Raw genomic sequence first — 24,241 nt, forward strand, 5'->3', positions numbered from 1 at the left:
CGGGTTCGACGGGGCAGAGTGAGGCGAGGGGGCGCGTTTCGCGTGCGCCCGTTCCGTGTCCGCCTACGAACATGCGCCTGGGGGTCGCCCGATGTCCGTGCCACGCCGCCGTCGCCGACTGCCCGACGAGGTGCGCGCCGCCGCCGTACGGGCGGTGCTGTGCCTGGCCTTCACCCTGGTGGGCGTGGTCGTCGCGACCTTGGCCTCGTACGCGGGCAGTTGGCTGATGACGCCCGCGCTGCTGGCGATGGGGATCGGCGTGTTCGGGACGATGTGGTGCCTGCTGGAGATCCTGATCTCCCGCCAGATCGCCGCCCAGCGGATGCGCGGGCCGAACGCCGCGCACCCGATGGCGGGCAGCCGGGCGCCCGCCGAGCCGCTGGCCGCCCGGCCGCTCCCCCGCCCCGGCGGCGCGCCCCGGCAGCCGTACCCGGGCCAGGCCCCCCACCAGACCGGTCCGTCGGGCCAGTCGGGCCAGGCCCAGGCGCCCTACCGGCCCCAGCCGCCGCACCAGCCCCAGTTGCCCACCGCCTAGGACGGAACGGCCGTAGGCCGGTTGACGTCGGATCAACCGACCACCCGGTAGTGGGTGGTGAGCCGTCCGTCGCCGTCCAGGACGTGGAAGGCGAGCATCGGCGGGTGGTCGAAGGAGATGCCGGGCCCGCCCTCGCAGGGGAGGGTGATGGTGGAGACCACGCCCGGCGCGACCAGGAGCGGCAGTCCGGCGAAGGTGGTCGCCGCCGGGGTGTGGGAGTGGCCGCAGAGCAGCGCGGCGACCCGGGGGTGGCGGCGCAGCACCCGCTCCAGCCGTATCTCCCCGAACTGGCGGATCCCGTCGACCTTCGGGACGTGCAACTCGGCCGGCGGGTGGTGGAAGGCCACCAGGGCGGGCAACTCGGTGCGGCCTTCGGCGAGTTGAGCGTCCAGCCACTCCAGGGTCGAGTCGTCCAGCAGGCCGTCGTGCCGGCCCGGGATGGACGAGTCGAGCATCAGCACGTCGGCGCCGGGCAGCCGGTGCAGCCGGTTCACCGGCTGCTCCCCCGGCTCCTCGCCCAGCAGCACCTCCCGGTACGGCTCCCGGCGGTCGTGGTTGCCGGGGCAGGTGAGCACCGGGTGGCGGGAGGCCAGCACCTCGGCGGCCTGCCGGTACTCCTCGGGCAGGCCGTGGTCGGCGAGGTCGCCGGTGACCAGCACGGCGCCCAGCGGGCCGGGCAGGGCGTCGAGGTACGCCATCACCTGCTCGGCCCGCTTCCGGGCCCGCTCGCCGCCGTCCCCGTGGCGGTCCTGACCGAGGTGGATGTCACTGAGGTGCGCGATCGTCAGCATGGCGATCACGATAGGGCCAGTCTCCGAACTCCCGCCGTCCGCCCGGAGACGGGAGTTCGACGGCAGGCCCCTGACTTCAGGACCGCGCGTCAGGACCGCGGTTCAGGACCGCGCGTCAGGACTGCGCGGGAACCTCCGCCGGGCGCTTGAACATCCGGGTGGCGGTGATCTCGCCGTGGACGGCCGGGCCGTCCGGGTCCTGCGGGGCGGGCAGGCCCGGACGCAGGTGCTCCTCCACCGAGATGTACTTGAGGCCGGCCCGCAGGTCGGCGTCGTTGCGCAGGCGGATCACCAGCGGGAACTCGGCGAGCGCGGTGGTGTCGAACAGGCCGGTGGTGTAGATGAGCTGGACGCCGAGCGCGTCGGCCACCGCACGCTGGAGCTCCAGCAGGTAGGTGGCGTTGGCGCGGCCGATCGGGTTGTCGAGGAACAGCGTGCCCGCGTGCCGCAGCTGGGACTGGCCCCGGTCGTTGGCGCGCAGCGCGGCCATCGTGCAGTAGAGCGCGATGGCGGCGGTGAGCAGCTGGCCGCCGGAGAAGACGTCGGACATCTGGCCGACGCCGACCCGCTCGGCGCGCAGCACCGCGTCGGGCTTGAGGATCTCGACGCTGACGCCCCTGGGGCCGATCGCCGCGGCGACCCCGCGCAGCAGCAGGGACATGCCGTCGCGGCGCAGGTCGCTGTTCTTCTTGACGGCGGCGCGGGTGGCCTCGTCGATGACCTCGCCGAGGCGCTCGACCAGGGTGGCGTGGTCCGGGTCCTCGAAGCGGATCCGCAGGAACTCCTGGCCGGACCACTCCCCCAGGCCCTCGGGCAGCCGGGACAGCCGCTGGGCGGCGCGCAGGGTGGTGAGCGAGGACTCGACCAGGCCGCGCAGCCGGTCCACGATCGAGCCGCGGTTCCTCTCCAGCTGGGCGAGCTCGTCGGTGAGCACCCGCAGCCGGGGCGCGAAGGCGGCGGCCCAGGCGGCGGCGTGCTCGGGCAGCGCGGAGGCGGGCAGTTCGCGGATCTGCTGGCGGGCGGGGGTGCGGACGGCCTCGTAGCGGGCGGCGTTGGCGTGCCGGACCAGGGCGTCGGAGGCGTCGCGGACGGCGAGTTCGGCGGAGGACAGCTCGCCCGCGGCCGTCCGCAGGACCCGGCGGGCCTCGGTGGCGGAGTTGCGGGCCTCGGGCAGCGAGCCGAGGTAGGGCTCGACCGGCTGGCCGTCGTCCTCCTGCTGCTCGCGCAGGCCGTCGCGCAGCTGGCCGGCCAGCTCGTCGAAGTCGGCGGCGGCGGACTGCGCGGCGTCGAAGGTGCGCTGCAGGTCGGCGTGCGCGGTGCGGGCGGCGTCCACGGCCTCACGGCATTCGGCGAGGCGGCTGGTGGCGGTGCGCAGCAGGGCCTGGGCGTGCTCGGGATCGGTGGGGACGAGGTCCTCGGGCAGCTCGGTGTGCGCCTCGCCGTCGGCGGGGGCGGAGCGTTCGGCCTCGCCGCGCAGGCGGCCGAGCTGTTCGGTGGCGGCGGTGGAGCGGGCCTCGATGGTGGCGACGAGCTCCTCGGCGCGGGCGGCGGCGGCCTGGCGGGCCGGGCCGTCGGCGCCGTCCGGGCTGCCGAGCAGTTCCTCCGCGCGGGTGCGGACCTTGTTGGTGAGGCGGTCGAGTTCGGCCGCGGCGGCGGCCTCGTCGCCCTCGGCACGGGCCTGCTCGGCGCGCAGGTCGGCGCCGACGCCGACCTTCTCGTACAGCTGGGAGGCGGCGCGGTAGGCCTCGCGCAGGGCGGGCAGCGCGGCGGGGGCGGTCTGCTCGGCGGGCTCGTCGGCCTGTTCGGCGGCGGGGATCTCGGCCCGTTCGGCGCGCAGCGCGCGGCCGGTGCGGCGGGCGTCGTCGGCGGCGCGCTGGGCGGCGCGGCGGTCCTCGTCGCAGGTGCGGGCGCGGTCGGCGCAGACGGCCTGGCGGCGGTCGCACTCGGCGGCGTCCTCGGCGAGTTCGCGTTGACGGCGGGCCCAGTTGGCGCGCTCGCGCAGCCGGAAGGCGAGGCCGGAGAGGGCGTCGGCGCGTCGGCGGGCGCGCTGGGCGGCCTCGCGGTGCTCCTCGTGGGCGGAGGCGGCGGCCGCGTGGTCGGTCTCGGCCTCGTCGTGCTCGGCGCGCAGGGTGGCCAGGGCGGCGGCGGCCTGCTCGGCGTGCTCCCGGGCGGCCTCGGCGGCGGCGGCGAGCTCGGCGAGGGTGCCGGGCGGGCAGCTGGCGTGCCAGGAGGCGAGGCGGGCGGCGAGGGCGCGGTCGGCGCCGAGGCGGCCGGCGAGTTCGCGGATGTGCTCCTCGCGGGCGGCGGCGCGGGCGCGCAGTTCGCGGCGCTCGCCGTCGGCGGCGGACTCGTCGTGCATGGCCGGGTTCGGCGGCACCAGGAAGAAGGCGGGCTCGTCGGTGATCGGGGCGATCAGCGAGGCGGCGGCGCCGACGGCCACGGTGGAGCGCGGCAGCAGGGCGGCGGCCTGGAGGGCCTCGCGGGCTCGCTCCAGCGAGGCCGGGTCGGTGACGACCACGCCGTCGACGAGTTCGGGGCGGGCGGCGAGGATCGCCTCGTGGTCGGCCGGGTCGACGGACTGGGCGAGGTAGCGCCAGCCGGGCAGGGCGGGAATGCCGTGCTCGGCGAGGTACTCGACGGTCGCCAGCACGTCCGGGCCGGGCGGCAGCAGGCCGCCGTCGCCGAGCGCGGCGAGGATGCGCGAGTCGTCGGCGGCGGCCGTACGGAGGTCGAAGAGGGTGCGCTCGGCGGTGGCGATGGCCTCGTCGAGGAGTTCGCGCAGGTACTCGGCGTTGCGGTCGAGCACGGTGGGGGTGAGGAAGCCGGCGTCCTCCTCGGCGCCCTCCTGGTACGGGGTGAGGGAGAGGAGGTCGGCGAGGCGCTGTTCGGTGGCGAGCAGGGCGGCGGTGCGCTGCTCGGCGGCCAGGGCCCGGGCGGCGGCCTTGCGGGCGTCGCCGGCCCGCTCGGCGCCGAGTTCGGACCGGGAGGTGGCGGCGGAGGCCTCGCGCAGCCGGGCGGCGGAGGCCTCGGCGGTGGTCCGGGCCTGGGCGAGGGCCGCGGCGGCGGCCTGCTCGACGTCGGCGGCGTGCAGCGCGGCGCGGGCCGGGTCCACGTCGCCGTCGGCGTCGATGAAGCCGGCCTCGACGGCGGCGGCGGTCTCCTGCTCGACCTCGGCGAGGCGCTGGCGCAGGTGCTCGGCCTCGCTGCGGGCCTTCTGGGCGGCGGTGGCGGCCTCGGTGGCGTCGGACTGCGCCTTGGCGCCGTCCTCCTGGAGCTCGCTCGCGCGCTCCTCCTCGGTGTCGGCGCGGGACTCGGCGGCCGTGGCGGCGGCCTCCAGGGCGCGGGCCAGGGCGCCGGCGGCGCGGGCACGGGCGGCGAGCGCGGGGGCGGCGTCCAGCTCGGCCTCGCGGATGGCGGCGGCGACCCGGGCGACCCGGTCGGCGGCGGCGCGCTGGCGCAGCACGGCCTCGGCGGCCTGCCAGGCGGAGTGCAGGGTGCGGGCGTCGATGAGCTCGCGGCGCAGCGCGGCGGCTTCGGCGGTGGCCGCGGCCAGGCCCAGCGTGGCGTGCCGGTGGGTGAGTTCGTCGGCGATCAGGCCGTGCCGGGTGCGGTCGGCCTCGGCGGCGGTGACGGCGCTCGCGGCGGCGGCGACCTCGATGGCGAGGTCCTGGGCGCGGTCGCGTTCGGCGGCGGCGCGGGAGGTGAGGGCGTGGGCGAGGCGGCGGGCGCGGCGCTCGGCGGTGCGGTGGGCCTCGCGGACGCTCTCGCGGGCGGTGGTGGCGTCGACGATGCGTTCCAGCAGGTCCAACGAGCCTGCGGTGAAGTCGCGTTCGGCGGTGAGTTCGGCCCGCAGGCCGAGCTTGGCGGCGAAGCCGTGCACGAGGTCGGCGAGGCCGTCGGTGTCCCGGGTGTCGGTGACGGCGCGCAGCAGCAGGTCGGTGAAGTCCTTGTCCTGCTTGACCGCGAAGAGGCCGGCCGCCTCGCCCTCGTCGGCGTTCATCTCGCGCTGGTAGCGGAAGAGTTCGGGGTCGAGGCCGAGTTCGCCGAGGTGCTCGGTCCAACGGTCGTGCCCGTCCTCGAAGACCAGGTCGAGATGGGGGTGGGCCTTGCCGGCCTCGGTGAGGGCGTCGCGGAAGCCCTTCATCGTGCGGCGGCGGCCGCGGGCCTTCTGGTCGCCGACCAGGCTGACCCGTTCGGCGACCGGCAGCGAGTCGAGGGTGAGGCCGGGGCCGGGGCGGAAGGAGTACCAGGTCTCGGCGAACTTGCGCGGGTCCGAGGAGACCTGGCGGCCGCGCCACTCGCTGACCTTGCCGACCACGATCAGCTCGCCGGTGACGGTGTGCTGCCACTCCAGGGCGACGTGGCCGCAGTCGTCGGCGAGCAGGAACTTGCGCAGCACGCCGGAGCTGGCGCCGCCGAGGGTGTTGCGGTGGCCGGGGAGCATCACCGAGAAGATCAGCTTGAGCAGGACGGACTTGCCGCCGCCGTTCTCCAGGAAGAGCACGCCGGCCGGGGCGGGGCGGCGGACCGGCCCCTCGGCGTCCTCGCCGAACAGGCCGATCTGCTGCGGGGCCGGGTCGGCGACGGGCTCGCCGACGCCGCGCAGGTCGAGCACCGTGTCGGCGTAGCGGGCGCCGGCCGGTCCGATCGAGTAGAGGCGGACCCGGTTGAGCTCGTACATGTGCGGCGGTTCTCCGTGGCTTCCGTGACGGGGGGTTGGTCAGAGCGAGTGGAACGGCAGGCCGGCGTCGGCGACCAGCTCGTCGCCGGTGTCCGGCGGCAGCAGGCTGGCGGTGCCGTCGGAGACCGCGACGATGCCGAGGTCGAGCAGTTCGGCCATCGCGGCGCTGCCGGCCAGGTCGCGGACCTGGAGCTGGTAGCGGGCGGTGGTGCGGTAGGTGCCGCCGGAGTCGTCGGAGACCTTCTGCAGGAAGCCGGAGTCGACCAGGAACATGACGGCCTTGGCGACGATGCCGATGGTGGAGCCGGAGAGCCGGCGGGCGTCCTTGGTGGCCCCGGTGGCGGTGCGCCGGGCCCAGACCCGCCAGGCGGCCTCCAGGCCGGGGGCGTCGGAGGCCGGGTCGGTGTTGGCGCCCTCGGCGTCGGCCTGCTCCTCCAGGCGGCGGCAGGCCTGGCGGACGAAGGAGTCGACGCCGTTGACGGTAATCCGGCCGAGGTAGCCGTCGTCGGCGAGGTCCTCGGGGCGGGGGAAGGCCATCGCGGCGACGGCGAGGTGGGCCAGGCCGTGGAGGAAGCGGTCGGTGGTCTCGGAGGCGGCGCGGCGGGAGTAGTCGCCCATCCGGACGGCGAACAGCGAGTCCTCGGCGGCGGCGACGGCCATGCCGGCCCGCGGCGAGACCTCCAGGACGACCAAGCCCATGCCGGTGGCGATGGCGTCGGCGAGGCGGGCGAACGGGGGGTCCTCGCGGTGGCGGCGGACGAGTTCGGCGTACTCGGCGTCACGGGCGGGCAGCAGCTTGGCCTGGAGACCGAAGGAGACCAGCCGGGCGGCGTCGGCGACGTCGGCCGGGGTGATCGGCGCGGGGGCCGCGGGTTCGGTCTCGGCCGCCCAGGACGTGTCGTGGTGGGTCGTCACGGGCGGTGCTCCTCGGGGGTGGCGCGGTGGGTGCGGTTCGTCAAGGTGGTGTTCCGGGCGGTCAGCCGGCGTCCTTGCGGTCGGCGGCCATGCCGACCGCGTCGAGCAGGGCGCTGCCGACGATCAGGTCGGCGCCGCCGAAGTCCCGGTCGCGCAGCGGGGTGCCGTCGTCCACGGCGAACAGCAGCCGCTCCTCGCCCTGGCGGTAGGCGGTGCCGACCGGCGGGCTGGCGGCGTGCACGGAGAGCAGGGCGACCAGGTACGCCAGTTCGGTGCCGCCCTGCTTGCGGGCGTCCTCCAACAGGCCGGAGAGGCGGCGGGGGGCGTCCGGGGGCAGGTCGAGCAGCTCCAGCGCGGTCTCCAGCTGCTCGTCGGAGAAGCGGCTGTCGTCCGGGGTGGCGACGAGGTCCGGGTCGGGCAGTTCGGCGCCGAGGTGCTCGCGCTCGACCGGCGGGGTGAGCAGCAGGTCGACCAGGTCGGCGACGCGGACCGAGACGGGGGTGCGCAGGCCGGCGCCGCGGGCGAAGAAGGCACCGGTGGGACGGACGGCCTGCTCTATCGGCAGCCGCAGCACGGGGGCGAGCAGTTGCCCGTACAGGTCGATGCCGCTGCGGGGGCCGGGGGTGGCGAAGGCCTGTCGGTCCTGCTCGGCGCGGAACAGCGGGCCGGCCTCCAGCAGCCGGGTCTGCAGCTGGGTGTGACGGCGGATGCAGTCCTTGACGATGTCGACCAGCTCGGCGGCGCGGCGCTTGTGCTCCGGGTCCTCGGCCTCGTCGCGGGCCTTGCGGATGTTGGTGAGAATCGCGTTCTCGTGCCGGTAGCGGTCGGCGATGTGGTCCAGCGCCTCGTCGATGAGGTCCGGGATCGCCTTCATCCAGTCGACCGCCCGGACGTTGCGGCGGGTCGCGTCGAGGGCGCGGCGCAGCGTCTCGGCGTACTGGACGGTGCGGTAGCGGGCCTGCTCGGCGGCGAGCTGGGCGTCGGCCAGGCGGCCGCGGCGGATCAGCACCTCCAGCTTGACCTCGGCGGCGATCTGGGCCGAGGTCACGTCGGTGTCGAGCGCGCCGACCAGGACGTTGACGGCCTCGTCGGTGGTGCGCAGGTAGACGCCGCCGTCGGGGCCGGGGACCTCCTCGATCAGCTTGAAGTCGTAGTCGCGGCGGACGTACTCGCCGTCCGCGCCGAAGGTGCCGTAGACGGCGCGGAAGCCCCGGTCCACGCTGCCGACGTTGATCAGCGACTCCAGCACCCAGCGGGCGACCCGCTCGTGCTCGGCGTTGTGGCGGCCCGGCGCCTGGGCGGCGACCCGGGGCAGCATCCGGGCGAGCACTATGTCGCGGTCGGCCCCGGTGTCGAAGTCCATGTGCAGGGTGACCAGGTCGATCGCGGCGAGGCCGACCTCGGCCATCGCGTAGCCGCCGTACTCGCCGGCCAGGTTGACCTTGCGGTTGTCCAGGTCGTGCAGCGGGGCGGTGCAGGCCAGCGCCTTGAGCCGGCGGGCCAGGCCCTCGTCGGCGGCGGGGCCGGGCGCGGGCCGCGCGGGGGCGGCGGGCCCGGCGGGCGGCCGGAGGCCGAGCTCGGTGGGCGGGTCAGCGATGGCGGTCACGGTGGACAAGATTAGAGGTTCGCACCGACATCGACCGAAACGGACCTAGCGGACAGGCTCGACGGCAGGTGACCGGTGGTGTGCGCGCCGGATTCAGAACTGGGTTTCGACGGAATTCCGCCATTCCCGAACCGGTATTCGAGAAAACCGTGAGGACGGCGGACAGGTTCCATGATGATCGACGCATGTTCACCCGACTGGCGAAAGCGGGCCTCGCCGCCGCGCTGTCCGTGACCACTCTCACCACCGGTGCCGCCGTCGCCGCGGCCGCGCCGACCGACGCGCCCGGCCCCTCGGCGCAGCACGTGACCGTCTCGATGTACGGCTACCTGCCGAGCACCACCCCGCCCGGGCCGGGCCAGTTCTCGCTCGGCTGGACGTCCTCCGGGACGGCCGACCTCACCGGGCCGACCCACATCACCCTCGACCTGCCGGCCGGGTTCACCACCGAGCTCGGGATGTTCTACTCCACGCCGTACGACTACACCTTCTCCGAGACCGTCTCGCCGGACGGCCGCCACCTGGACGCCGTGCTGGTCGGCAACCGGCGGGCCGGGATGTACGAGTTCATGAAGATCAGGGTGTACGGCAACCCCTCCCAGGTCTCCGGCCAGCTGGTCGCGACGGTGAGCAACCCGAACGACACCGACCCGACCGGCCACATCACGGCCGTCAACCCGGACGGCAGCACCTCGACGCCGCCCGTCCAGGCGCCGCCGGCGGTGGTCGGCCTGGACACCACCACCGGGCCGGGCGTCGGCGGCACCTCGGTGACCGTCAGCGGGAGCAACCTCACCCACGGGATGGTGCTGGTCGGCGGCGTCCCGGCGCCGGGCACCTGTACCGACACCTCCTGCACGGTGACCACGCCCGGCGGCTCGGGCAGCGCGCCGGTCAGCGTGGTGACGCCGGGCGGCACGGCCACGGCGCCGGTCACCTTCGACTACACCGGGGCCCCGCCCCCGCCGCCGCCCGCACCGACCACCGGCAGTGTGTCCCCGGCCAGCGGGCCGCTGGCCGGCGGCAACATGGTCGGGATCTCGGGCACCGACCTGACGGGCGGGTCGGTGCGGTTCGGCGACGTGCCGGCCGCCCGCTACTCCTGCGGCCCGAAGTTCTGCTCGGCGTACCCGCCGCCGACCACCCAGCCCGGGCCGGTGGACGTCACGGTGACGACGGTGAGCGGGACCACCGCACCGCTGACGTACACCTACACGGCGTAGCGCGGGTACACGGCGCAGCGCCGGTACACGCGGCAGCGCCGGTTCCACGGATGCCCGGGTGCCGCTCGGCACCCGGGCATCCGTGCGTCCGGGGTCCCCGCAAGGCATCCCGCTGGTGTGGCGATTTGTCGATATGTCGTTCGGTGTCTTCGGCGTCGTCCCCCTGCTGATCGTGCTGCGTACCGTGCGCCCGCTGGAACGTTCCTTCCAAGGACACCCGGTCGTGAACTGAGTCGGCGGAACGGCGGAGCCGCCCCGGGGCGCACGGCCGCGGCAGCGCGCCGGTGGGCCCTCCGGGGGCCCGGGTCACGAACAACGGCCTTCATCCACAGGCCCTACCATCTGGCTCAACAGCTGCTGGGAGGCGGACGGGCGTGACCGATGCGGTGATCGATCTCAATGCTGACCTCGGCGAGGGGTTCGGGCGCTGGAGCCTGACCGACGACGAGGCGCTGCTGTCCGTGGTGACCAGTGCCAACGTCGCCTGCGGCTTCCACGCCGGGGACCCGTCGACCATGCGCCGGGTCTGCGCGCTGGCCGCCGAGCGCGGCGTTCGGATCGGCGCCCAGGTCTCCTACCGCGACCTGGCAGGCTTCGGCCGCCGCGCGATGGACGTCCCCCCGGAGGAGCTGGCCGACGAGATCGCGTACCAGATCGGCGCCCTCCAGGTCTTCGCCCGTGCGGCCGGATCCCGGGTCTCCTACGTCAAACCGCACGGCGCCCTCTACAACCGGGTGGTCGCCGACTCCGAGCAGGCCGAGGCCGTGGTGGCCGGGGTCCTGCGGGCGGGCGCGATCTGCGACGGGCCGCTGCCCGTCCTCGGCCTGCCCGGCTCCCGGCTGCTCGCGGTCGCCGAGGGCGTCGGACTGCCGGTGGTCACCGAGGCCTTCGCCGACCGCGCCTACACCTGGGCGGGCACCCTCGTCCCGCGCCGCGACCCGGACGCGGTGGTGCACGACCCCGAGTCGGTGATCACCCGCGCGGTCGGCATCGCCCGGGACGGCACGGTGGAGGCCGTCGGCGGCGAGCTGATCGACGTCCAGGCCCGCTCGCTGTGCGTCCACGGCGACACGCCCGGCGCCGCCCAGCTGGCCTGGCGGATCCGCGGCGCCCTGGCCTCGGCCGGGGTCCGGGTGGAGGCGTTCACATGACGGTGGGGGCGTGCGCGTGACGGTGGGGGCGGCGCACATGACGGTGGGGGCGTGCGTATGACGGCGGAGGTGTGCTCATGACGGCCGGGTCGGTACGACGGGTCGGCGAGCGGGCGCTTCGGGTCGAGCTCGCCGGGGCGGCGGAGGTCGCCGCCCTGTACGGGTGGCTGCGCGAGCACCAGGCGGCGGGCCTCCTCGGCGAGGTCGAGGAGCTGGTCCCCGCCGCCCGAACGGTGCTGCTGGACGGCGTCGCCGACGTCGGGGCGGTGGCGGCGCTGCTGCGCACCGCCCGTCCGGACCGGGCCGCGGCGGCGGGCGGGGAGCTGGTGGAGGTGCCGACGGTGTACGACGGCGCCGACCTCGCGAGGGTCGCGGCGCTGTGGGAGGTCTCCGAGGAGGCGGCCGTACGGATCCACACCGAGCACGAGTACGCCGTCGCCTTCTGCGGATTCGCGCCCGGCTTCGGCTATCTGGCCGGGCTGCCCGCGCGGTACGCCGTCCCGCGCCGGGACACCCCGCGCAGTTCCGTCCCGGTCGGCTCGGTCGCCCTGGCCGGCGAGTACACCGGCGTCTACCCGAACTCCTCCCCCGGCGGCTGGCAGCTGATCGGGCGGACGGCGCTGGCGCTCTGGGATCCCGCGCGGGAGCCGGCAGCGCTGCTGGCGCCGGGGGTACGGGTGCGGTTCACGGCGGTACGGGCATAGCGGCAGGGGGAAGTCGGCCTTGAGGGCGGGGAGTTGAGCGAGCTACTGGTGGTGCGGCCCGGACCGCTGACCACCGTCCAGGATCTGGGGCGGCGCGGCGTCGCCCACCTCGGGGTGCCCAGGGCCGGGGCGCTGGACCAACCGGCGCTGCGGGCGGCGAACCGGCTGGTCGGCAACGCGCCGGACGCCGCCGGGCTGGAGACCACGCTCGGCGGGGTCGCGCTGCGCGCCCTCGGCCCGGTGCTGGTCGCCGTCACCGGCGCGCCCGCCCCGGTGACGGTGGACGGACGGGCGGCCGCCTGGGGTGCGCCGGTCGAGGTGCCGGCCGGGTCGGTGGTCGAGGTGGGTCCGGCGACCGCAGGGGTGCGCAGCTACCTTTCGGTGGCGGGCGGGATCGCCGTCCCGCCGGTGCTGGGCAGCCGCTCGGCCGATCTGCTCTCCGGCCTCGGGCCGGCCCCGCTCACCGCGGACGGCCGACTGCCGGTCGGCCCCCGCCCCCCGTACCGGGACCGCCCCGACCTGGTGCCGCTGCCCGCGCCCCCGGTCGAACTGGTGCTGCGGCTGCGGCTCGGCCCGCACACGGACTGGTTCGCCCCCTCGGCGGTGGACCGGCTGGCCCGCGACGGGTACCGGGTCTCCCCCACGAGCAACCGGATCGGGCTGCGCACCGAGGGCCCGGCCGTCGCCCGCGCCCGGGGCGGTGAACTGCCCAGCGAGGGCATGGTGTTGGGCGCGGTGCAGATCCCGCCGGACGGGCAGCCGGTGGTCTTCCTGGCCGACCATCCGACCACCGGGGGCTACCCGGTGATCGGGGTCGTGCCGGCCGTCGACCTCGCGGCCGCCGCCCAGGCCCGGCCGGGGGTGCCGGTGCGGTTCGTCCTGCTGCGGGAGCACTGAGGGACGGGGCGCCGAGGGACGGGGCACTGAGGGGTGGGGCACTGAGAGCGGGGGCGCCGAGGGCGGGGGCGCCGGGTCTCAGCCCCGCCCCCGCTGCCCCGACAACAGCTCGGCGATGGCGCGCTGGGCCGGATCGAGTACCGTCTCCCCCTCCTCCGTACCCCAGACCGCGTTCTGCAGCACCCGGCCGAGCGTCCAGGCCGCCGCCACCTCGCGCTCCAGCTCCAGCGCCTCCACCAGCAGGTCGAAGCGCCGCCGCAGCGCCCGGGCCGGGTCGCCGGCGGCCAGTACGTCCGTCCAGCGGTTGCGCAACGCGGGCAGCAGCTCGAAACCCGGGTGCCCGGCCAGCGGCTTGGGGTCGATGGCCAGCCAGGGTCCGCGGTCGCCACCCGGCAGCGGGGCGAGGACGTTGCCGTAGTGCAGGTCCCAGTGCAGCAGCCGGTCGCCCGGCTCGGCCCGGGCCTCGCGCAGGGCCGCCGCACAGTCCGCGAGCAGCCGCCGCTCGTCCTCGTCGGCGAGGGCCGCGCCCGCCGCCGGGGCCCGGGCCAGCAGCCCGTCCGCCACGTCCGCCAACGTCCGCAGTTCTGCGGGAGCTTGATGTTGGGTCAACTCCCTCAGCAGGTCGGCCAGTACGCGCAGCGCGGCGAGGTCGTCGGGCAGGTCGAGCAGTGAGCGGGACGCGTCCAGGCGCTCCAACAGCATGGCGCCCGAGGCCGGTTCGTGGTCGAGCAGCCGGACGGCGCCGCGACCGCCCCAGGCCCGCAGCGCGACCGGCTCGCCCACCGTCTCCTCGTCCACCGGCTGGAGCTTGAGCACCGCGGGCGCCCCGTCGGTGCGCCGCACCGGCAGCACCAGCCCGATCACCCCGTGTGCCACCGGACCGTCCGGGCGCAGCTCCCAGCGGTCCAGCAACTCACCCGCCAGGGCGGGGAGTCCGGCCGCCCAGGCGCGGCCGTCCTCACCGAGGAACTCCTGGAGCGACTCGGCCAGCGCGGGTGGAACGGTGACGGCCATCGTGCGGACTCCTCTCGGGGGTTCCCTCCACCCTAGGCCGTGCCCCCCGGAGGGTTCGCGTCATCCCAGCCCGAGCGCGACCGCGGCCTCCGTGGCGAAGCCCTCGGGGTTGTCGAGCATGATGTTGTGCCCGCAGTCCGGCACCGCCACCACCCGCACCCCCGCCGCGCGCAGCCCGTCGGCGCCGTCCGGTTCGCCGTCCACCGCCGGATACAGGAAGGTGCGCGGAAGGTCGAGCCCGAGCAGCAGTTCGCGCATGGTCGGCTCGCTCCCCCGGGCGAGGTGCAGGGCGCTGCGGTACAGACCCTCCGCCCCGGCCAGCCGCATCGTGGACCACCAGAACGGGCCGGCCTGCTCGGCGACCTCCTCCCGGCCGCCGGCCAGGAACTCCTCCTCGGTGTAGCTCGCGATGCCGCTGCTGCCGATCCGCTTCCGGTCGGGGGCGATCGGGTCCAGGTTGGCGTCCACCAGGAGCAGTCGCGAGACCAGCCCGGGGTGCCGGTGCGCCAGGACGATCGCGATCGCGCCGCCCATGCTGTGGCCGACCACCTCGACCCGGTCCAGCCCGGCCGCCGCGACCGCCGTGGCGACCGTGTCGGCGTGTGCCTCCAGGGTGTAGGCGAAGTCGGCGGGCCGGTCGCTGATGCCGAAGCCGAGCAGGTCGAGCAGCAGCGAGCGGCGCCCGGTGAGCAGCGGGTGGGCGGCGGCGGCCGCGAAGTAGACGGGCGAGCTGGCGCCGAGCCCGTGCAGGTAGAGCCGGGCGGGCTCGGCGCCGGGCAGCTCGACCCAGCGGATCTGGTCGCCGTTCGGGGTGACGGGGGCCGCGCGCATGCTCACACACTCCTGTGTCGAAGTTCGAACCGCGGAGACAATACCTCGGCATCGATGTATCTCGGAACCGATATACCGGCGGGTCAAGGGACGGTCTGAGAGAGTGGCCCCATGCTGAAGCTCGCGATCCTCGGGTTCCTGTACGACCGGCCGCTGCACGGCTACGAACTGCGCCGCCACCTCGCCGCGCTCACCGGCCACGTCCGCCCGATCAGCGACGGCACGCTCTACCCCGCGATCAAGCGGCTGGAGGCCGACGGCCTGCTGGTCCGCGAGACCGAGCCCGGCAGCGCCGCCGCGCCCCGGCACACCCTGCACCTCACCGAGGCCGGCCGCACCGCACTGCTCGACCGGCTGCGCGAGCCCGAACCGCTCGACATCAGCGACGGGAACCGCTGGTTCATCCTGCTCGCCTCGCTGCGCCACCTCGACGACCCGGCCGCCCAGGCCGCCGTGCTCCGCCGCCGCCTGGCCTTCCTCTCCGAGCCGGCCAGCTTCTTCTACGAGGACGATCGCCCGCGCACCGCCGAGGAGTTCACCGACCCGTTCCGGAGCGGCATGCTGCTGATCGCCCGCGCCACGACCGGCACCGAGGTCGACTGGCTGCGCACCACCCTGGCCGAGCTCGACGGCCGCTGACGGACCGCGAGCACCCGTACGGGAACGATCCCTGACGAACTGACCGAAAGCCGCCCGACCGGCCTTCCGCCCCCGTTCCCCCCGTGTTCCGATGGCCCCATGAGCGACAACACGAACACGAGCGACGGACGGCGCGAGGGTTACGACGGAACGGGCACGGGCGCGATCACTCCGGACGGCTGCGCGGTCGAGGTGTGGACCCGCCTGCCCGTCGGCGACGCCCCGGACGTGATCGAGGGCGCCGTGCCGTCCGGCGCGAACATCCTCGAACTGGGCTGCGGCGTCGGCCGGATGACGCACCCGCTGACCGACCGCGGCTTCACCGTCACGGCCGTGGACGAGTCCGCGGAGATGCTGGCCCGGGTGCGCGCCGAGGTCCGCACGGTGCGCAGCCCGATCGAGCGGCTGGACCTCGGCGAGCGCTTCGACGTCGTCATGCTCGCCTCCTTCCTGGTGCACGCGGGCGACCCGGCGGTCCGCCAGGGCCTGCTGGAGACCTGCCGCCGCCACGTCACCGGGGACGGCTGCGTGCTGGTGCAGCGCGAGGGCGAGGACTGGCACCTCAACGTGCCGAGGGAGAGCCGGATCGCCGGTACGGACGGGGTGGCCCGGATCGTCTCCGCCACCCCGGTGGGCGAGGGGGTGAACTCCGTCCACGCGGAGTACGAGTTCCCGGACGGCACCTGGACGCAGACCTTCCTGTCCCGCCCGCTCACCACGGAGGCCTTCGAGCGGGCCCTGGCGGACGCCGGACTGCGGGTCGAAACGTATCTGACGGAGGACCGCACCTGGGTCCGGGCCCGGCCGGTGGACTGACGTTCCGGGCCGGCCGGCGCTCCGGGCCTGCTGACGCGCCGAAAGGACCCTGTGCGCAAAGTCCGGTTAAAGGGTGAACAAAGAACTGTTACCTTCACCCCGTACCATCGGGCGCGCCGGGTCCCTGCGCGGCCTGGGCCGTGCGGGGCGCGGTCGTCCGCACGCCCCTTCCGACCCGCAAGGACCCGTACATGCCGCACCAGCACGTCGACCGCCGGATACCCCTGGCGGGTGTCCGGTGATCGACTGGTTCCACGGGGCCGTCCTCGGCCTGATCCAGGGGCTCACCGAGTTCCTGCCCGTCTCCTCCAGCGCCCATCTGCGGGTCTCCTCCGCCCTGTTGGGCTGGGACGACCCCGGCGCGGCCTTCACCGCGGTCACCCAGCTGGGCACCGAGGCCGCGGTGCTGATCTACTTCCGCCGGGACATCGTCGCGATCGTCCGGACCTGGGCGCTGTCGCTGTTCCGCCCCGCGCTGCGCTCCGACCCGGACGCCCGGATGGGCTGGTTCGTGATCATCGGCACCCTGCCGATCGGCATCCTCGGCAAGCTGTTCCAGGACAGCATCGAGACTCATCTGCGCGATCTCCGGATCATCGGCACCACGCTGATCGTCTTCGGCCTGATCCTGGCGTTCGCCGACCGCACCCGCGCCATCCGCCACGCCCGTCCGATCACCGACCTGACCCTGCCGCACGCCGGCGCCTACGGTCTCGCCCAGGCCCTGGCGCTGATCCCGGGCGTCTCCCGCTCCGGCGGCACGATCAGTGCGGGCCTGCTGCTCGGCTACAGCCGGGAGGCGGCGGCCCGCTACTCCTTCCTGCTCGCGATCCCGGCGGTGCTGGCCTCGGGGACGCTGGAGCTGTTCAAGATCGGCGAGGGCCCGGCCCCGGCCTGGGGCCCGACCATCCTGGCCACCGTGATCGCCTTCGTGGTCGGCTACGCGGTGATCTCCTGGTTCCTGAAGTACATCTCGCGCCGCAGCTTCCTGCCGTTCGTGGTCTACCGGGTGCTGCTCGGCGCTCTGATCATCGGCCTGGTGGCGGGCGGCGTCCTGGCCCCGGACGCGGGCTCGATCAAGTAGAACGCGGTTCCAGAAACACCGCGGTTCTCCGAGGACAGCAGTGGGCCGGGACACCCGCGAGGGGTGCCCCGGCCCACTGGACGTCGAGGACCTAGCGCCCGGACTCCCGGGCGGTCAGTCGGCCGCGCACGGCGGCATGGACCTCGGCCTCCTCGGCCGGGTCGGCGGCGAGCCTTCGCAACCGCTCCAGCACACGCGCGTCGCCCGTGGTGGCGACATGGCGCGCGGCGAGCTCACGCGTGGACTCCTCGCAGTCCCAGAGGCACTCGACCGCGGGCCCCTCGGGGAAGTGCACATCGGTGGCGGCGAGCGCCCGGGCCGCGCGGCCACGCAGTTCGGAGGAGGCGGCCTCCCCGTAGATGTGGCGCAGGACCGGTACGGCGTCGGCGGCGGCCAGCCGCCCCGCACCGTCGACCAGTGACCCCAGTCCGGTACCGCTGACCCCGCGCACGGAGATCCAGCGGCGCAGCCCGGCGACCACCAGCGGCGCGTCGGCCGGCTCCCCGGCGTCGGCGAGCAGCTGGACGGCGGCCTCGCCGAGCGCGCTGTCGGCTCCCCCACTGGCCGGGTCCGCCCAGCGGCGGGCCTGCACCAGCACCTCCGGGCCGCGCATCCGGCCGAGCAGCTCCAGTGCGGCCCGCACGATCCGGTCGTCCACGTCAGCTGCGGCGACCTCGATCAGTTCGAGGGCGGCCGCGTCCCGCTGGTCGACCAGGTAGCGCAGCGCGCACCGCCGGGCGCCGGGCAGGCCGTCGCGGGCGGCCTCCAGCAGGACGGGCCGGTCCTCGGGCCGGACCACGGCGGTCAGACAGCGGGCGGCCGCGGCGGCGCGGCGGTCCACCGCGTCCGGGCCGGACGGGTCCTCGTCGGTACTCGCGGGCTCGGGACGGCCCAGGAAGGCGCCGACGCCGAGGCCGCCCAGCTCGCCCTGGTCGGCCCAGGCCAGCACGTCGGCGGTGGACCAGCCCGGGGTGACGCCGCTGCGGTTGAGCTGGCGCTGCCAGAGATCGAAGGGGGAGTGCTCGCTGGCCGCGGCCACTCTCGGGTGGTAGGCCGCCCAGAGCCGCCAGGGCCGGGGCTCGTACGCGTTGCGGATGAACTCACGCAGTTCGGCGTCGCCCTCGGGGCCCGGCGCGAAGCGGTCCAGCACAGCGGTGCCGAGCAGCAGCAGGCCGCGGTCGTCGTCGCGCAGGGCGAGCTCGTCCAGGGCCCAGGCCCAGTTGGCGCCGGTGGCGGCGTACTCGCGCAGCATCAGCAGCGCGTCGCGCCGGCCGTACGCGGCGAGGTGGCCCAGGACGGAGAGGGCGAGACCGGTGCGGCTCTCGTCGTCGCTGACGAGGTCCTCGGCGGCGTGGAGGTGGTCCTCGATCCCGTCGAGGGAGGCTTCCAGCTCCATGTAGAGACGGGCGTAGTAGAGGGAGCGGCTCTCGACCTGCCAGTCGGCTCGCGGATCCCTGGTGACGCACTCCTCCAGCGCGGCGATGGCCTCGGCGCGGTCGGCGGCCAGCGCATGGAGCTGCCCGTCACCGCGGCCTCGCTGCAGGAGGCCGAGGAGGCTGGCACTGGGTGCTATCACTGGCTCGAACATGAGGTCAGCATCCGTTGCGGCGGTCGTAGTGGCAACGGGATTTCCGTCGCCGGGGTCTCTGGTCGGTACTGCGGTGGGCGCCCGGGCGCCGGAATCACCGAAGGTTACCGCCTCGGACCCCCGTCCGCACACAGGGCGACGAGTGCTGCTGCCACAGTGGCATATGCCAGAGGAATTTTGCGTGCGATCTGTCCAAATCGCCCGCAACGGTCAGAACCCCGTGCGACAGTCTTCTCACTACCCGACCGGCCCACACCCCGCGGGCCGCACCAGAGCTATGGACCTGCCATGACCATGCCTTTAGGCACCGCCCGCCCGCCGGACACCGCCACGGCCGACGTCGCCCCGGCGGGCACGGACGGCCCTGGCGCGGGACGGGCGGGCGGAACGGACCACGCCCGCGACGAGTCGGACGGCGGCTCCGAGAGCGGAACGGACGGCAGAGTGGACGGAACGGCACAGGAGCCGTCCGGCCCGCACCTCAACGACGGCGGCACCGACGGCGGCATCGACGACGGCACCATCGGCTCGGCCGAGTGGGACCTGCTGACCGACGGCGTCCACTGGAACCCGGAGACCTACGTCCTCCTCGGGTGCGACCCCGACCACGGCCCACTCAGCCTCGACCGGCTGCCCGACCGCCTCCCGGAGGCGGACCGGCCGCTGCTGCGCCGGATGATGACCGACGCCCTGGTGCACGGCCGCCCGGCCGCCGGCACCCTGCGGATCCGCCGACCCGGCGGGCGGCACGACAGCGTCGACTGCGCGGGCGAGCCCGTGCTCGGCGCGGACGGCACCGTCACCGCGCTGCGGATGCTGCTCCGGCCCGCCCCGCCGATCTGAGCCGCGCGCCACCCCGGGCGCGCGCCACCTTGAACGCGCGCCCCCACTTCGCACCACACCCCGCCAGTCCGCGACGAGCACCGGCGTGCCCCGGCGCACCCCGGAGTACTCCCGCCTCCGGCGCGCGCCCGACCGTTCACGCCGGCCGTGGCCCGCTCACATCGACCGCAGCCGCTTCTTCGCATCGGCCGCCCGCAGCTCCCGGCCGAGCTCCGCCCGCAGGTCGTCCACCACCGGCAGTCCCTGGTACCGCGCGGTCAACCGGTGCATCTCGCGCAGCCGGTCCCACGTCCGGTGCGAGGAGTTCTGGCCGATCAGGTCCAGCACCGCCCGGGCCTGGAACTCCGCCGCCTCCGGGTCCCCGGTGAGCCAGTGCACCGACGCCAGGGTGATCCGGTCGAACAGCGCCGAACGCAACTGCCCGGTGCCCTCGCGCAAGGTGATCACCCGCTCCGCGTGCCGCCGGGCCCGGGCGGCGGCGGCCGGGTCGTGCTCGGCCAGGGTGCGCAGCGCCAGGGCCTGCATCCCGCGCAGCTCCGCCTCGTCGAAGATCTGCATCCAGGACGGCGGCGGCTCCGGCGACTCCTCGGCGAACAGGTCCTCGGCCTCGCCGAGCAGCCGATGGGTGTCCTGCGAGTGCCCGATCGAGGCGCGCGCCCAGGCCTCGACGGTGTTGAACATCGCGCGCGTTCTCGGCAGCAGCCGGCCGCCCCCCGCCTTGGCCGCCGTCATGAGCTCGATCGCGTCGTCGGCCCGGCCCAGGTGCACCATCTGACGCGCGGCCCGGGAGATCGCCTCACCGGTCCGCGGCCGGTCCCCGGCCTCCTTGGCCGCCTCGGCCGCGATCATGAAGTACCGCTGGGCGGTGGGCTCCAGACCCACGTCGTGCGACATCCAGCCGGCCAGCACCGCCAGGTTGGCCGCCACCAGCCACAGGCGCTGCTCCACCGCCGGTGAGTGCCGGTGCGTCAGCAGTCCACCCACCTCGTTGAGTTGGCCGACCACCGCCTTGCGCTGGAGCCCGCCGCCGCGCGCCGCGTCCCAGGCGCGGAACACCTGCACCGACCGCTCCAGCGACTCCACCTCGTCGAGCCCGACCGGGCCCGCGTCGTACACGTCCACCGCCGGGCGTGCCCCGCCCCCGGTGACCACCTGGCGCGGCCCGGGGACGGAGGCCGCGTACGCGACCGCGTCCCCGCCCAGCCAGCCCTTCAGCGAGTCGGCGATGACCGCTCCTGCCGTGAGCGCGGCTCCCGCGCCCACCAATCCACGTCGGTTCAGCATGAGGTCCATTCCCGTGAACTCGGTGAGGACCGCGGCTGTTCGATCCGGCGACCACGGCACTGCCGCGGACGACTCCGCTCCGGACCTGGTGGGCCGGTGTCGTTCCAGACCGAGGTCCTCAGTGGTGACGACACGTCCGAGCCGCTCCGTGAACACGGCCGCCAGCACCCGCGGCACCGGATCGCGGGGAATCTCCCCCTGCTCGATCCAGCGTCGTACCCTCGACGTGTCGGTGGACAACTGCTGCTGCCCCATCGCGGCACCCCGACGGTTGACCAGCCGTGCGAGTTCGCCCTTGGACCATCCGGTCAGGACGAACAGATCGGCGAGTCGGGTGTTGGGTCCCCTGCTCAACGAAGCCCCCAGGTTCCTCGGCTCCTCCGAGGCTAGAGGTTCGGGCAAGTGCCAGGCGAGCATTCGCCACCGTTCGCCAGGGCCCGCCAGACTACTAAGCCAGTGCCCGGAGGGTGTGTTGTAGAGGTGCGCCACCCCGCCTCGCGGGTCGGACGGCGTTCCACCGGCGTCGGGGCACTCCCCCGGCGGTGGCACGGAACGCTCCCGGCCCTCACCCGAGGGGGTGGCGCGGCCGGGTGGCGCGGGAGCGCCGGGCACGGCCGCGGCAGTCCGGCCGACCGCATTCCCCAGGGTGCGGACGGCCGGAACACCGCCGAACAGGGGTTCCCCTACCCCGCGTCCGTGCCCGGCGCTCGCGCACCATCCACCGAAGCAGGGCCGCCGTCATGCCAGGAAGCACACGGCACCGGCCCTCCCCCGCCCCCGCGGGGCGAACCCCCCGACGGACCGGAAGGGACCACCCTCAGCCCATGTACTCCTCAGCGACGACCCCCACGCCGACCGCGACCCGCGCCGCGCTGCGACCCCCCACCGCAGCCGCCGGCCGTCCCGGTCCCAAGCAGGTGCCCCCGACGAGCCGTCCGGCGGCTCCTCGCGGCACCGAGGGCCGGTCGACGGACACCCTGGTCCCGGTCGGCCGTACGGCGCTGGGACTGCGCGGCCCCGAGGCCGCGCCGCCGGCCGGGCACCGCCTCCCGCTCGCCCGTCAGATCGACGGCCAGGTGCTGCGGGCCCGGCGGCCCGGCCAGCCCGCCGGGCCGGAGCGGATCGACCCGGCGGCGCTGCAGACCCCGGCCGTGCGGGCCGCGCTGGCCGGTGTCGCGCGGATATGTCCCGCGTTCACCCCGCGCCAGGTACTGCGCGAGGGCAGCCGCCACATCCTGGTGGCGGGCACCATCGGGCGGGCTCCGGTGGTCGCCAAGTGCCTGGCGCCGCAGGCGGTGCGGAGTGAGTACTTCGAGCAGCTGGTGGCCGACTTCCACCACGAGGTCGCGGTCTACCGGGCGTTCGTCCGGCACCGCCCGCCGGTGCGGCTGCCCCGGCTGGTCGCGGCCGACCACGACCGCTGCGTGCTGGTCATGGAGCGCGTTCCGGGGCGCCCGGCGGCCCGCGAGCGCCACCCGGTCAACGCGCCCACCCCGGGCGAGGTACGGGCGCTGCTCGGCGCCGTACGGACGCTGAACCTGTGGCGGCCGCCGAGCGACGTGTTCCGGCCGCGCCTGGACTACCAGTTGGAGATCGCCCGCTACCACTCGGTGGGCCAGCTCACCGACCGGGACGCCGGCGACCTGCGCGGCCTGCTGCACGGCCTCGGCCACACCCCGCTGCAGCTGTGCCACGGCGACGCGCTGCTGAGCAACATGCTGCTGGCGCCGTCCGGGCCGGTCCTGGTCGACTGGGAGCAGGCCGGCTGGTACCTGCCGGGCTACGACCTGGCGGTGCTGTGGAGCGTGCTCTCCGGCGACACCGCGGCCCGTCGCCAGATCAGCCAACTCGCCCAGAGCGGCGGCACGATGGCCCGGGACGCGTTCCTGGTGAACCTGGTGCTGGTGCTGATGCGGGAGATCCGGCTGTACGACGTGCCGGGCGCCGGCGAGGAGCAGCGGATCATGATCCGCCGGCTCTACGACGACGCCGCGCTGGCCCGTCGGGCCGTCCGGGCCGCGGTCGGGACGCGCTGAGTCCAGCGGGCCGTCACGGCCGGGCGCCCCGCTCCAGGGCGGCCCGGCCGGCGGCCTCCAGCACGGTCTCGTCCGGCGCCAGGTGCACCCGGCTGCTGAGCACGTCCCGCAGGTAGCGCTCCAGCGGGTGACGCCGGCTCAGCCCCGGGTTGCCGGTGAGTGCGACCGCCTGCTGGACCGCCGCGGTGGCGGCCCGGGTGGCCAGCAGGTGGGCCGGGCCGGTCCGGGCCACGGCGTCCGGCTCGCCCCGGTCCACCCGGGGGGCCAGGCCCGCCACCAGTTCCTCGGCGCCGATCAGTTGGGCCTCGATCTCGCCGAGCGCGCAGCGGTAGCGGGGCAGGGTGCCGAGCGGTTCGGTCAGGTTGGCCGGGGTGCGCTGGTTGAGGAAGCGGACCAGCCAGGACTCCGCGGCCCGGGCGACACCGATCGCCACCGCGGAGAGGGCCAGATCGTGCCAGGCGCGGGCGAGTTGGACCTCCGCGTCGTCCTGGCGGGCAGGAGTGCCGAGTCCGAGCGCGAGTTCGGCCGGCACCCGGACCCGGTCGAGCACGACGTCGTGGCTGGCGCTGGCCCGCAGGCCGAGCTGGTCCCAGGTCGGGTCGATCTCCAGGCCCTCGCTCTCGCCGCGGACCAGGAAGGTCCCGACCCTCGGCTCGGGCTCGTCGGTCCGCGCGGTGACCGCCATCCAGGCCAGCGCCTCGGCGCCGGTGCAGTAGGTCTTCCGGCCGGTCAACAGCCAGCCGGAGCCGTCCCGCCGGGCCACCGTCCCGGGCAGTTCGCCCGGCCGGCCGCCGGGCTCGGCCCGGAGCGTGTTGACCAGCGCGGGCCCGCGCCGGGACTCGGTGAGCAGTCGCCGGTAGCCGGCCGTCGGCCAGCTCGCGCGGCGGGCCTGCTCGGCGTGCTGGAGCAGGGTGCAGGCGGTGACCACCGCCACCGAGGCGTCGCCGCGGCCGAGTTGGGCGAGCACCCGGACGGTGTCGGCGAGCGTGCCGCCCGGTCCGCCGTACCGCTCGGAGACGGTCAGGGTGAGCAGGCCGGCCTCGTGGACCGCCTCGATGCCCTGGTACGGGAAGGTGGCGTCGCGGTCGTGCTCCTCGGCGCGGGCGGCGAGCAGGTCGACCACCCGGGGCAGCCCGGCCAGGGCGGCCTCGACCGCCGAGCGGTCGGGCGCGGAATGGCCGGAACCCGACGGCTCGTCTCGGCCCCGGTCGTTCGAGGGTTCGGTCCGGCGCCGGTCGTTCGAGGGGCGTTCGACGGTGGAACGATCATCGGACGAACGTTCATTGGGCGAACGGTCGTCCGACGGGCGGTCGGTGGCGGCGGTGATCGTCATGGTGCTGGTGCCTCCGGGCGGCAGCGTGGGCTCAGCGAGTGCGGACGGCACGCCGTACGGGCGCGCGGAACCGGTCAGCGGCTCCGGAGGTCAGCGCACGGCGCGCCCCCGGATTCGGCGCCGACCCGGTCCGGTCGGCCACCCGCCGCCACGGGGACGAATCCCCCTCAGCGGCCCGGACACGCCGCGCTGGCGGTGCGTCGCAGGTCCAGGTGCCTGCGGCGGGTCAGCAACGGAAAACGGCACGACATGTCCGCGACTTTACGAACC

The 24,241-nt window shown here is 75.2% G+C and carries 21 protein-coding genes; 11 read left to right on the plus strand and 10 right to left on the minus strand.

Annotated features, from left to right (window positions below; all coding sequences use genetic code 11):
* Window positions 1-91 precede the first annotated feature (91 nt).
* Window positions 92-535 (plus strand): hypothetical protein, encoded by a 444-nt coding sequence (locus RZ50_RS24500; RefSeq protein ID WP_196948466.1) that lies wholly within the window; start codon window positions 92-94, stop codon window positions 533-535.
* Window positions 536-567: 32 nt separating this feature from the next.
* Here the strand turns inward: RZ50_RS24500 and RZ50_RS24505 are convergent, their stop codons facing one another.
* The 4 genes from RZ50_RS24505 to RZ50_RS24520 all read right to left on the minus strand — a co-directional run bounded on the left by RZ50_RS24505 (window position 568) and on the right by RZ50_RS24520 (window position 8,519).
* Window positions 568-1,326 (minus strand): metallophosphoesterase, encoded by a 759-nt coding sequence (locus RZ50_RS24505; RefSeq protein WP_196948465.1) that lies wholly within the window; start codon window positions 1,324-1,326, stop codon window positions 568-570.
* A 115-nt stretch (window positions 1,327-1,441) separates the two neighbouring features.
* On the minus strand, window positions 1,442-6,007 hold the full coding sequence (locus tag RZ50_RS24510) for a hypothetical protein (protein WP_217680831.1): 4,566 nt from the start codon (window positions 6,005-6,007) through the stop codon (window positions 1,442-1,444).
* A 39-nt stretch (window positions 6,008-6,046) separates the two neighbouring features.
* The gene (locus RZ50_RS24515) at window positions 6,047-6,922 is read right to left on the minus strand and encodes a hypothetical protein (protein ID WP_196948607.1); all 876 of its coding nucleotides are present in this window, start codon (window positions 6,920-6,922) and stop codon (window positions 6,047-6,049) included.
* Between the two features lie 61 nt (window positions 6,923-6,983).
* Window positions 6,984-8,519, minus strand: coding sequence for a hypothetical protein (locus tag RZ50_RS24520; protein WP_196948612.1), 1,536 nt, complete (start codon window positions 8,517-8,519; stop codon window positions 6,984-6,986).
* A 194-nt stretch (window positions 8,520-8,713) separates the two neighbouring features.
* Here RZ50_RS24520 and RZ50_RS24525 point away from each other — a divergent pair, with 194 nt between their 5' ends.
* The 5 genes from RZ50_RS24525 (at window position 8,714) to RZ50_RS24545 (ending at window position 12,503) form a co-directional block, all read left to right on the plus strand.
* Complete coding sequence (locus RZ50_RS24525) at window positions 8,714-9,751, plus strand: IPT/TIG domain-containing protein (RefSeq protein ID WP_196948606.1); 1,038 nt, start codon at window positions 8,714-8,716, stop codon at window positions 9,749-9,751.
* A 58-nt stretch (window positions 9,752-9,809) separates the two neighbouring features.
* A complete protein-coding gene (locus RZ50_RS24530) occupies window positions 9,810-9,983 on the plus strand; it encodes a hypothetical protein (protein WP_196948605.1) in 174 nt (57 codons plus the stop codon).
* A 142-nt stretch (window positions 9,984-10,125) separates the two neighbouring features.
* Window positions 10,126-10,902, plus strand: coding sequence for a 5-oxoprolinase subunit PxpA (locus RZ50_RS24535; RefSeq protein WP_308272202.1), 777 nt, complete (start codon window positions 10,126-10,128; stop codon window positions 10,900-10,902).
* Window positions 10,903-10,979: 77 nt separating this feature from the next.
* Complete coding sequence (pxpB, locus tag RZ50_RS24540) at window positions 10,980-11,606, plus strand: 5-oxoprolinase subunit PxpB (protein WP_196948604.1); 627 nt, start codon at window positions 10,980-10,982, stop codon at window positions 11,604-11,606.
* Between the two features lie 33 nt (window positions 11,607-11,639).
* Entirely contained in the window at window positions 11,640-12,503 is an 864-nt protein-coding gene (locus tag RZ50_RS24545; protein WP_196948603.1) for a biotin-dependent carboxyltransferase family protein, read from the plus strand.
* A gap of 78 nt (window positions 12,504-12,581) precedes the next feature.
* On the opposite strand, the gene RZ50_RS24550 is transcribed toward RZ50_RS24545, so the two are convergent.
* On the minus strand, window positions 12,582-13,517 hold the full coding sequence (locus tag RZ50_RS24550) for an aminoglycoside phosphotransferase family protein (protein ID WP_196948602.1): 936 nt from the start codon (window positions 13,515-13,517) through the stop codon (window positions 12,582-12,584).
* Between the two features lie 60 nt (window positions 13,518-13,577).
* A complete protein-coding gene (locus tag RZ50_RS24555; protein WP_196948601.1) occupies window positions 13,578-14,348 on the minus strand; it encodes an alpha/beta fold hydrolase in 771 nt (256 codons plus the stop codon).
* Between the two features lie 111 nt (window positions 14,349-14,459).
* On the opposite strand from RZ50_RS24555, the gene RZ50_RS24560 reads away from it, so the two are divergent.
* From RZ50_RS24560 to RZ50_RS24570, 3 genes are all read left to right on the plus strand, one after another.
* Window positions 14,460-14,987, plus strand: coding sequence for a PadR family transcriptional regulator (locus RZ50_RS24560; protein ID WP_196948600.1), 528 nt, complete (start codon window positions 14,460-14,462; stop codon window positions 14,985-14,987).
* A gap of 99 nt (window positions 14,988-15,086) precedes the next feature.
* Complete coding sequence (locus tag RZ50_RS24565) at window positions 15,087-15,803, plus strand: bifunctional 2-polyprenyl-6-hydroxyphenol methylase/3-demethylubiquinol 3-O-methyltransferase UbiG (protein WP_196948599.1); 717 nt, start codon at window positions 15,087-15,089, stop codon at window positions 15,801-15,803.
* A gap of 241 nt (window positions 15,804-16,044) precedes the next feature.
* Entirely contained in the window at window positions 16,045-16,887 is an 843-nt protein-coding gene (locus tag RZ50_RS24570; protein ID WP_374199996.1) for an undecaprenyl-diphosphate phosphatase, read from the plus strand.
* 91 nt (window positions 16,888-16,978) lie between these two features.
* Here RZ50_RS24570 and RZ50_RS24575 read toward each other — a convergent pair whose 3' ends face one another.
* Window positions 16,979-18,475, minus strand: a complete 1,497-nt coding sequence (locus RZ50_RS24575; protein WP_196948597.1) for a HEAT repeat domain-containing protein — start codon at window positions 18,473-18,475, stop codon at window positions 16,979-16,981.
* A 288-nt stretch (window positions 18,476-18,763) separates the two neighbouring features.
* On the opposite strand from RZ50_RS24575, the gene RZ50_RS24580 reads away from it, so the two are divergent.
* The gene (locus RZ50_RS24580) at window positions 18,764-19,318 is read left to right on the plus strand and encodes a hypothetical protein (RefSeq protein WP_196948596.1); all 555 of its coding nucleotides are present in this window, start codon (window positions 18,764-18,766) and stop codon (window positions 19,316-19,318) included.
* 156 nt (window positions 19,319-19,474) lie between these two features.
* On the opposite strand, the gene RZ50_RS24585 is transcribed toward RZ50_RS24580, so the two are convergent.
* Window positions 19,475-20,956, minus strand: coding sequence for a hypothetical protein (locus tag RZ50_RS24585; protein ID WP_196948595.1), 1,482 nt, complete (start codon window positions 20,954-20,956; stop codon window positions 19,475-19,477).
* A 470-nt stretch (window positions 20,957-21,426) separates the two neighbouring features.
* Here RZ50_RS24585 and RZ50_RS24590 point away from each other — a divergent pair, with 470 nt between their 5' ends.
* Window positions 21,427-22,638 carry an aminoglycoside phosphotransferase family protein gene (locus tag RZ50_RS24590; protein ID WP_254803041.1) on the plus strand — a complete coding sequence of 404 codons (1,212 nt, stop codon included), beginning with the start codon at window positions 21,427-21,429 and terminating at the stop codon, window positions 22,636-22,638.
* A 13-nt stretch (window positions 22,639-22,651) separates the two neighbouring features.
* On the opposite strand, the gene RZ50_RS24595 is transcribed toward RZ50_RS24590, so the two are convergent.
* Complete coding sequence (locus RZ50_RS24595) at window positions 22,652-23,971, minus strand: acyl-CoA dehydrogenase family protein (RefSeq protein ID WP_196948594.1); 1,320 nt, start codon at window positions 23,969-23,971, stop codon at window positions 22,652-22,654.
* Between the two features lie 167 nt (window positions 23,972-24,138).
* Entirely contained in the window at window positions 24,139-24,222 is an 84-nt protein-coding gene (locus RZ50_RS30365; RefSeq protein ID WP_374199997.1) for a putative leader peptide, read from the minus strand.
* Window positions 24,223-24,241: the final 19 nt, after the last annotated feature.

It is taken from the genome of Kitasatospora sp. SUK 42, assembly GCF_015776785.2.
In the GTDB taxonomy this organism is placed as follows: Bacteria; Actinomycetota; Actinomycetes; order Streptomycetales; family Streptomycetaceae; genus Kitasatospora.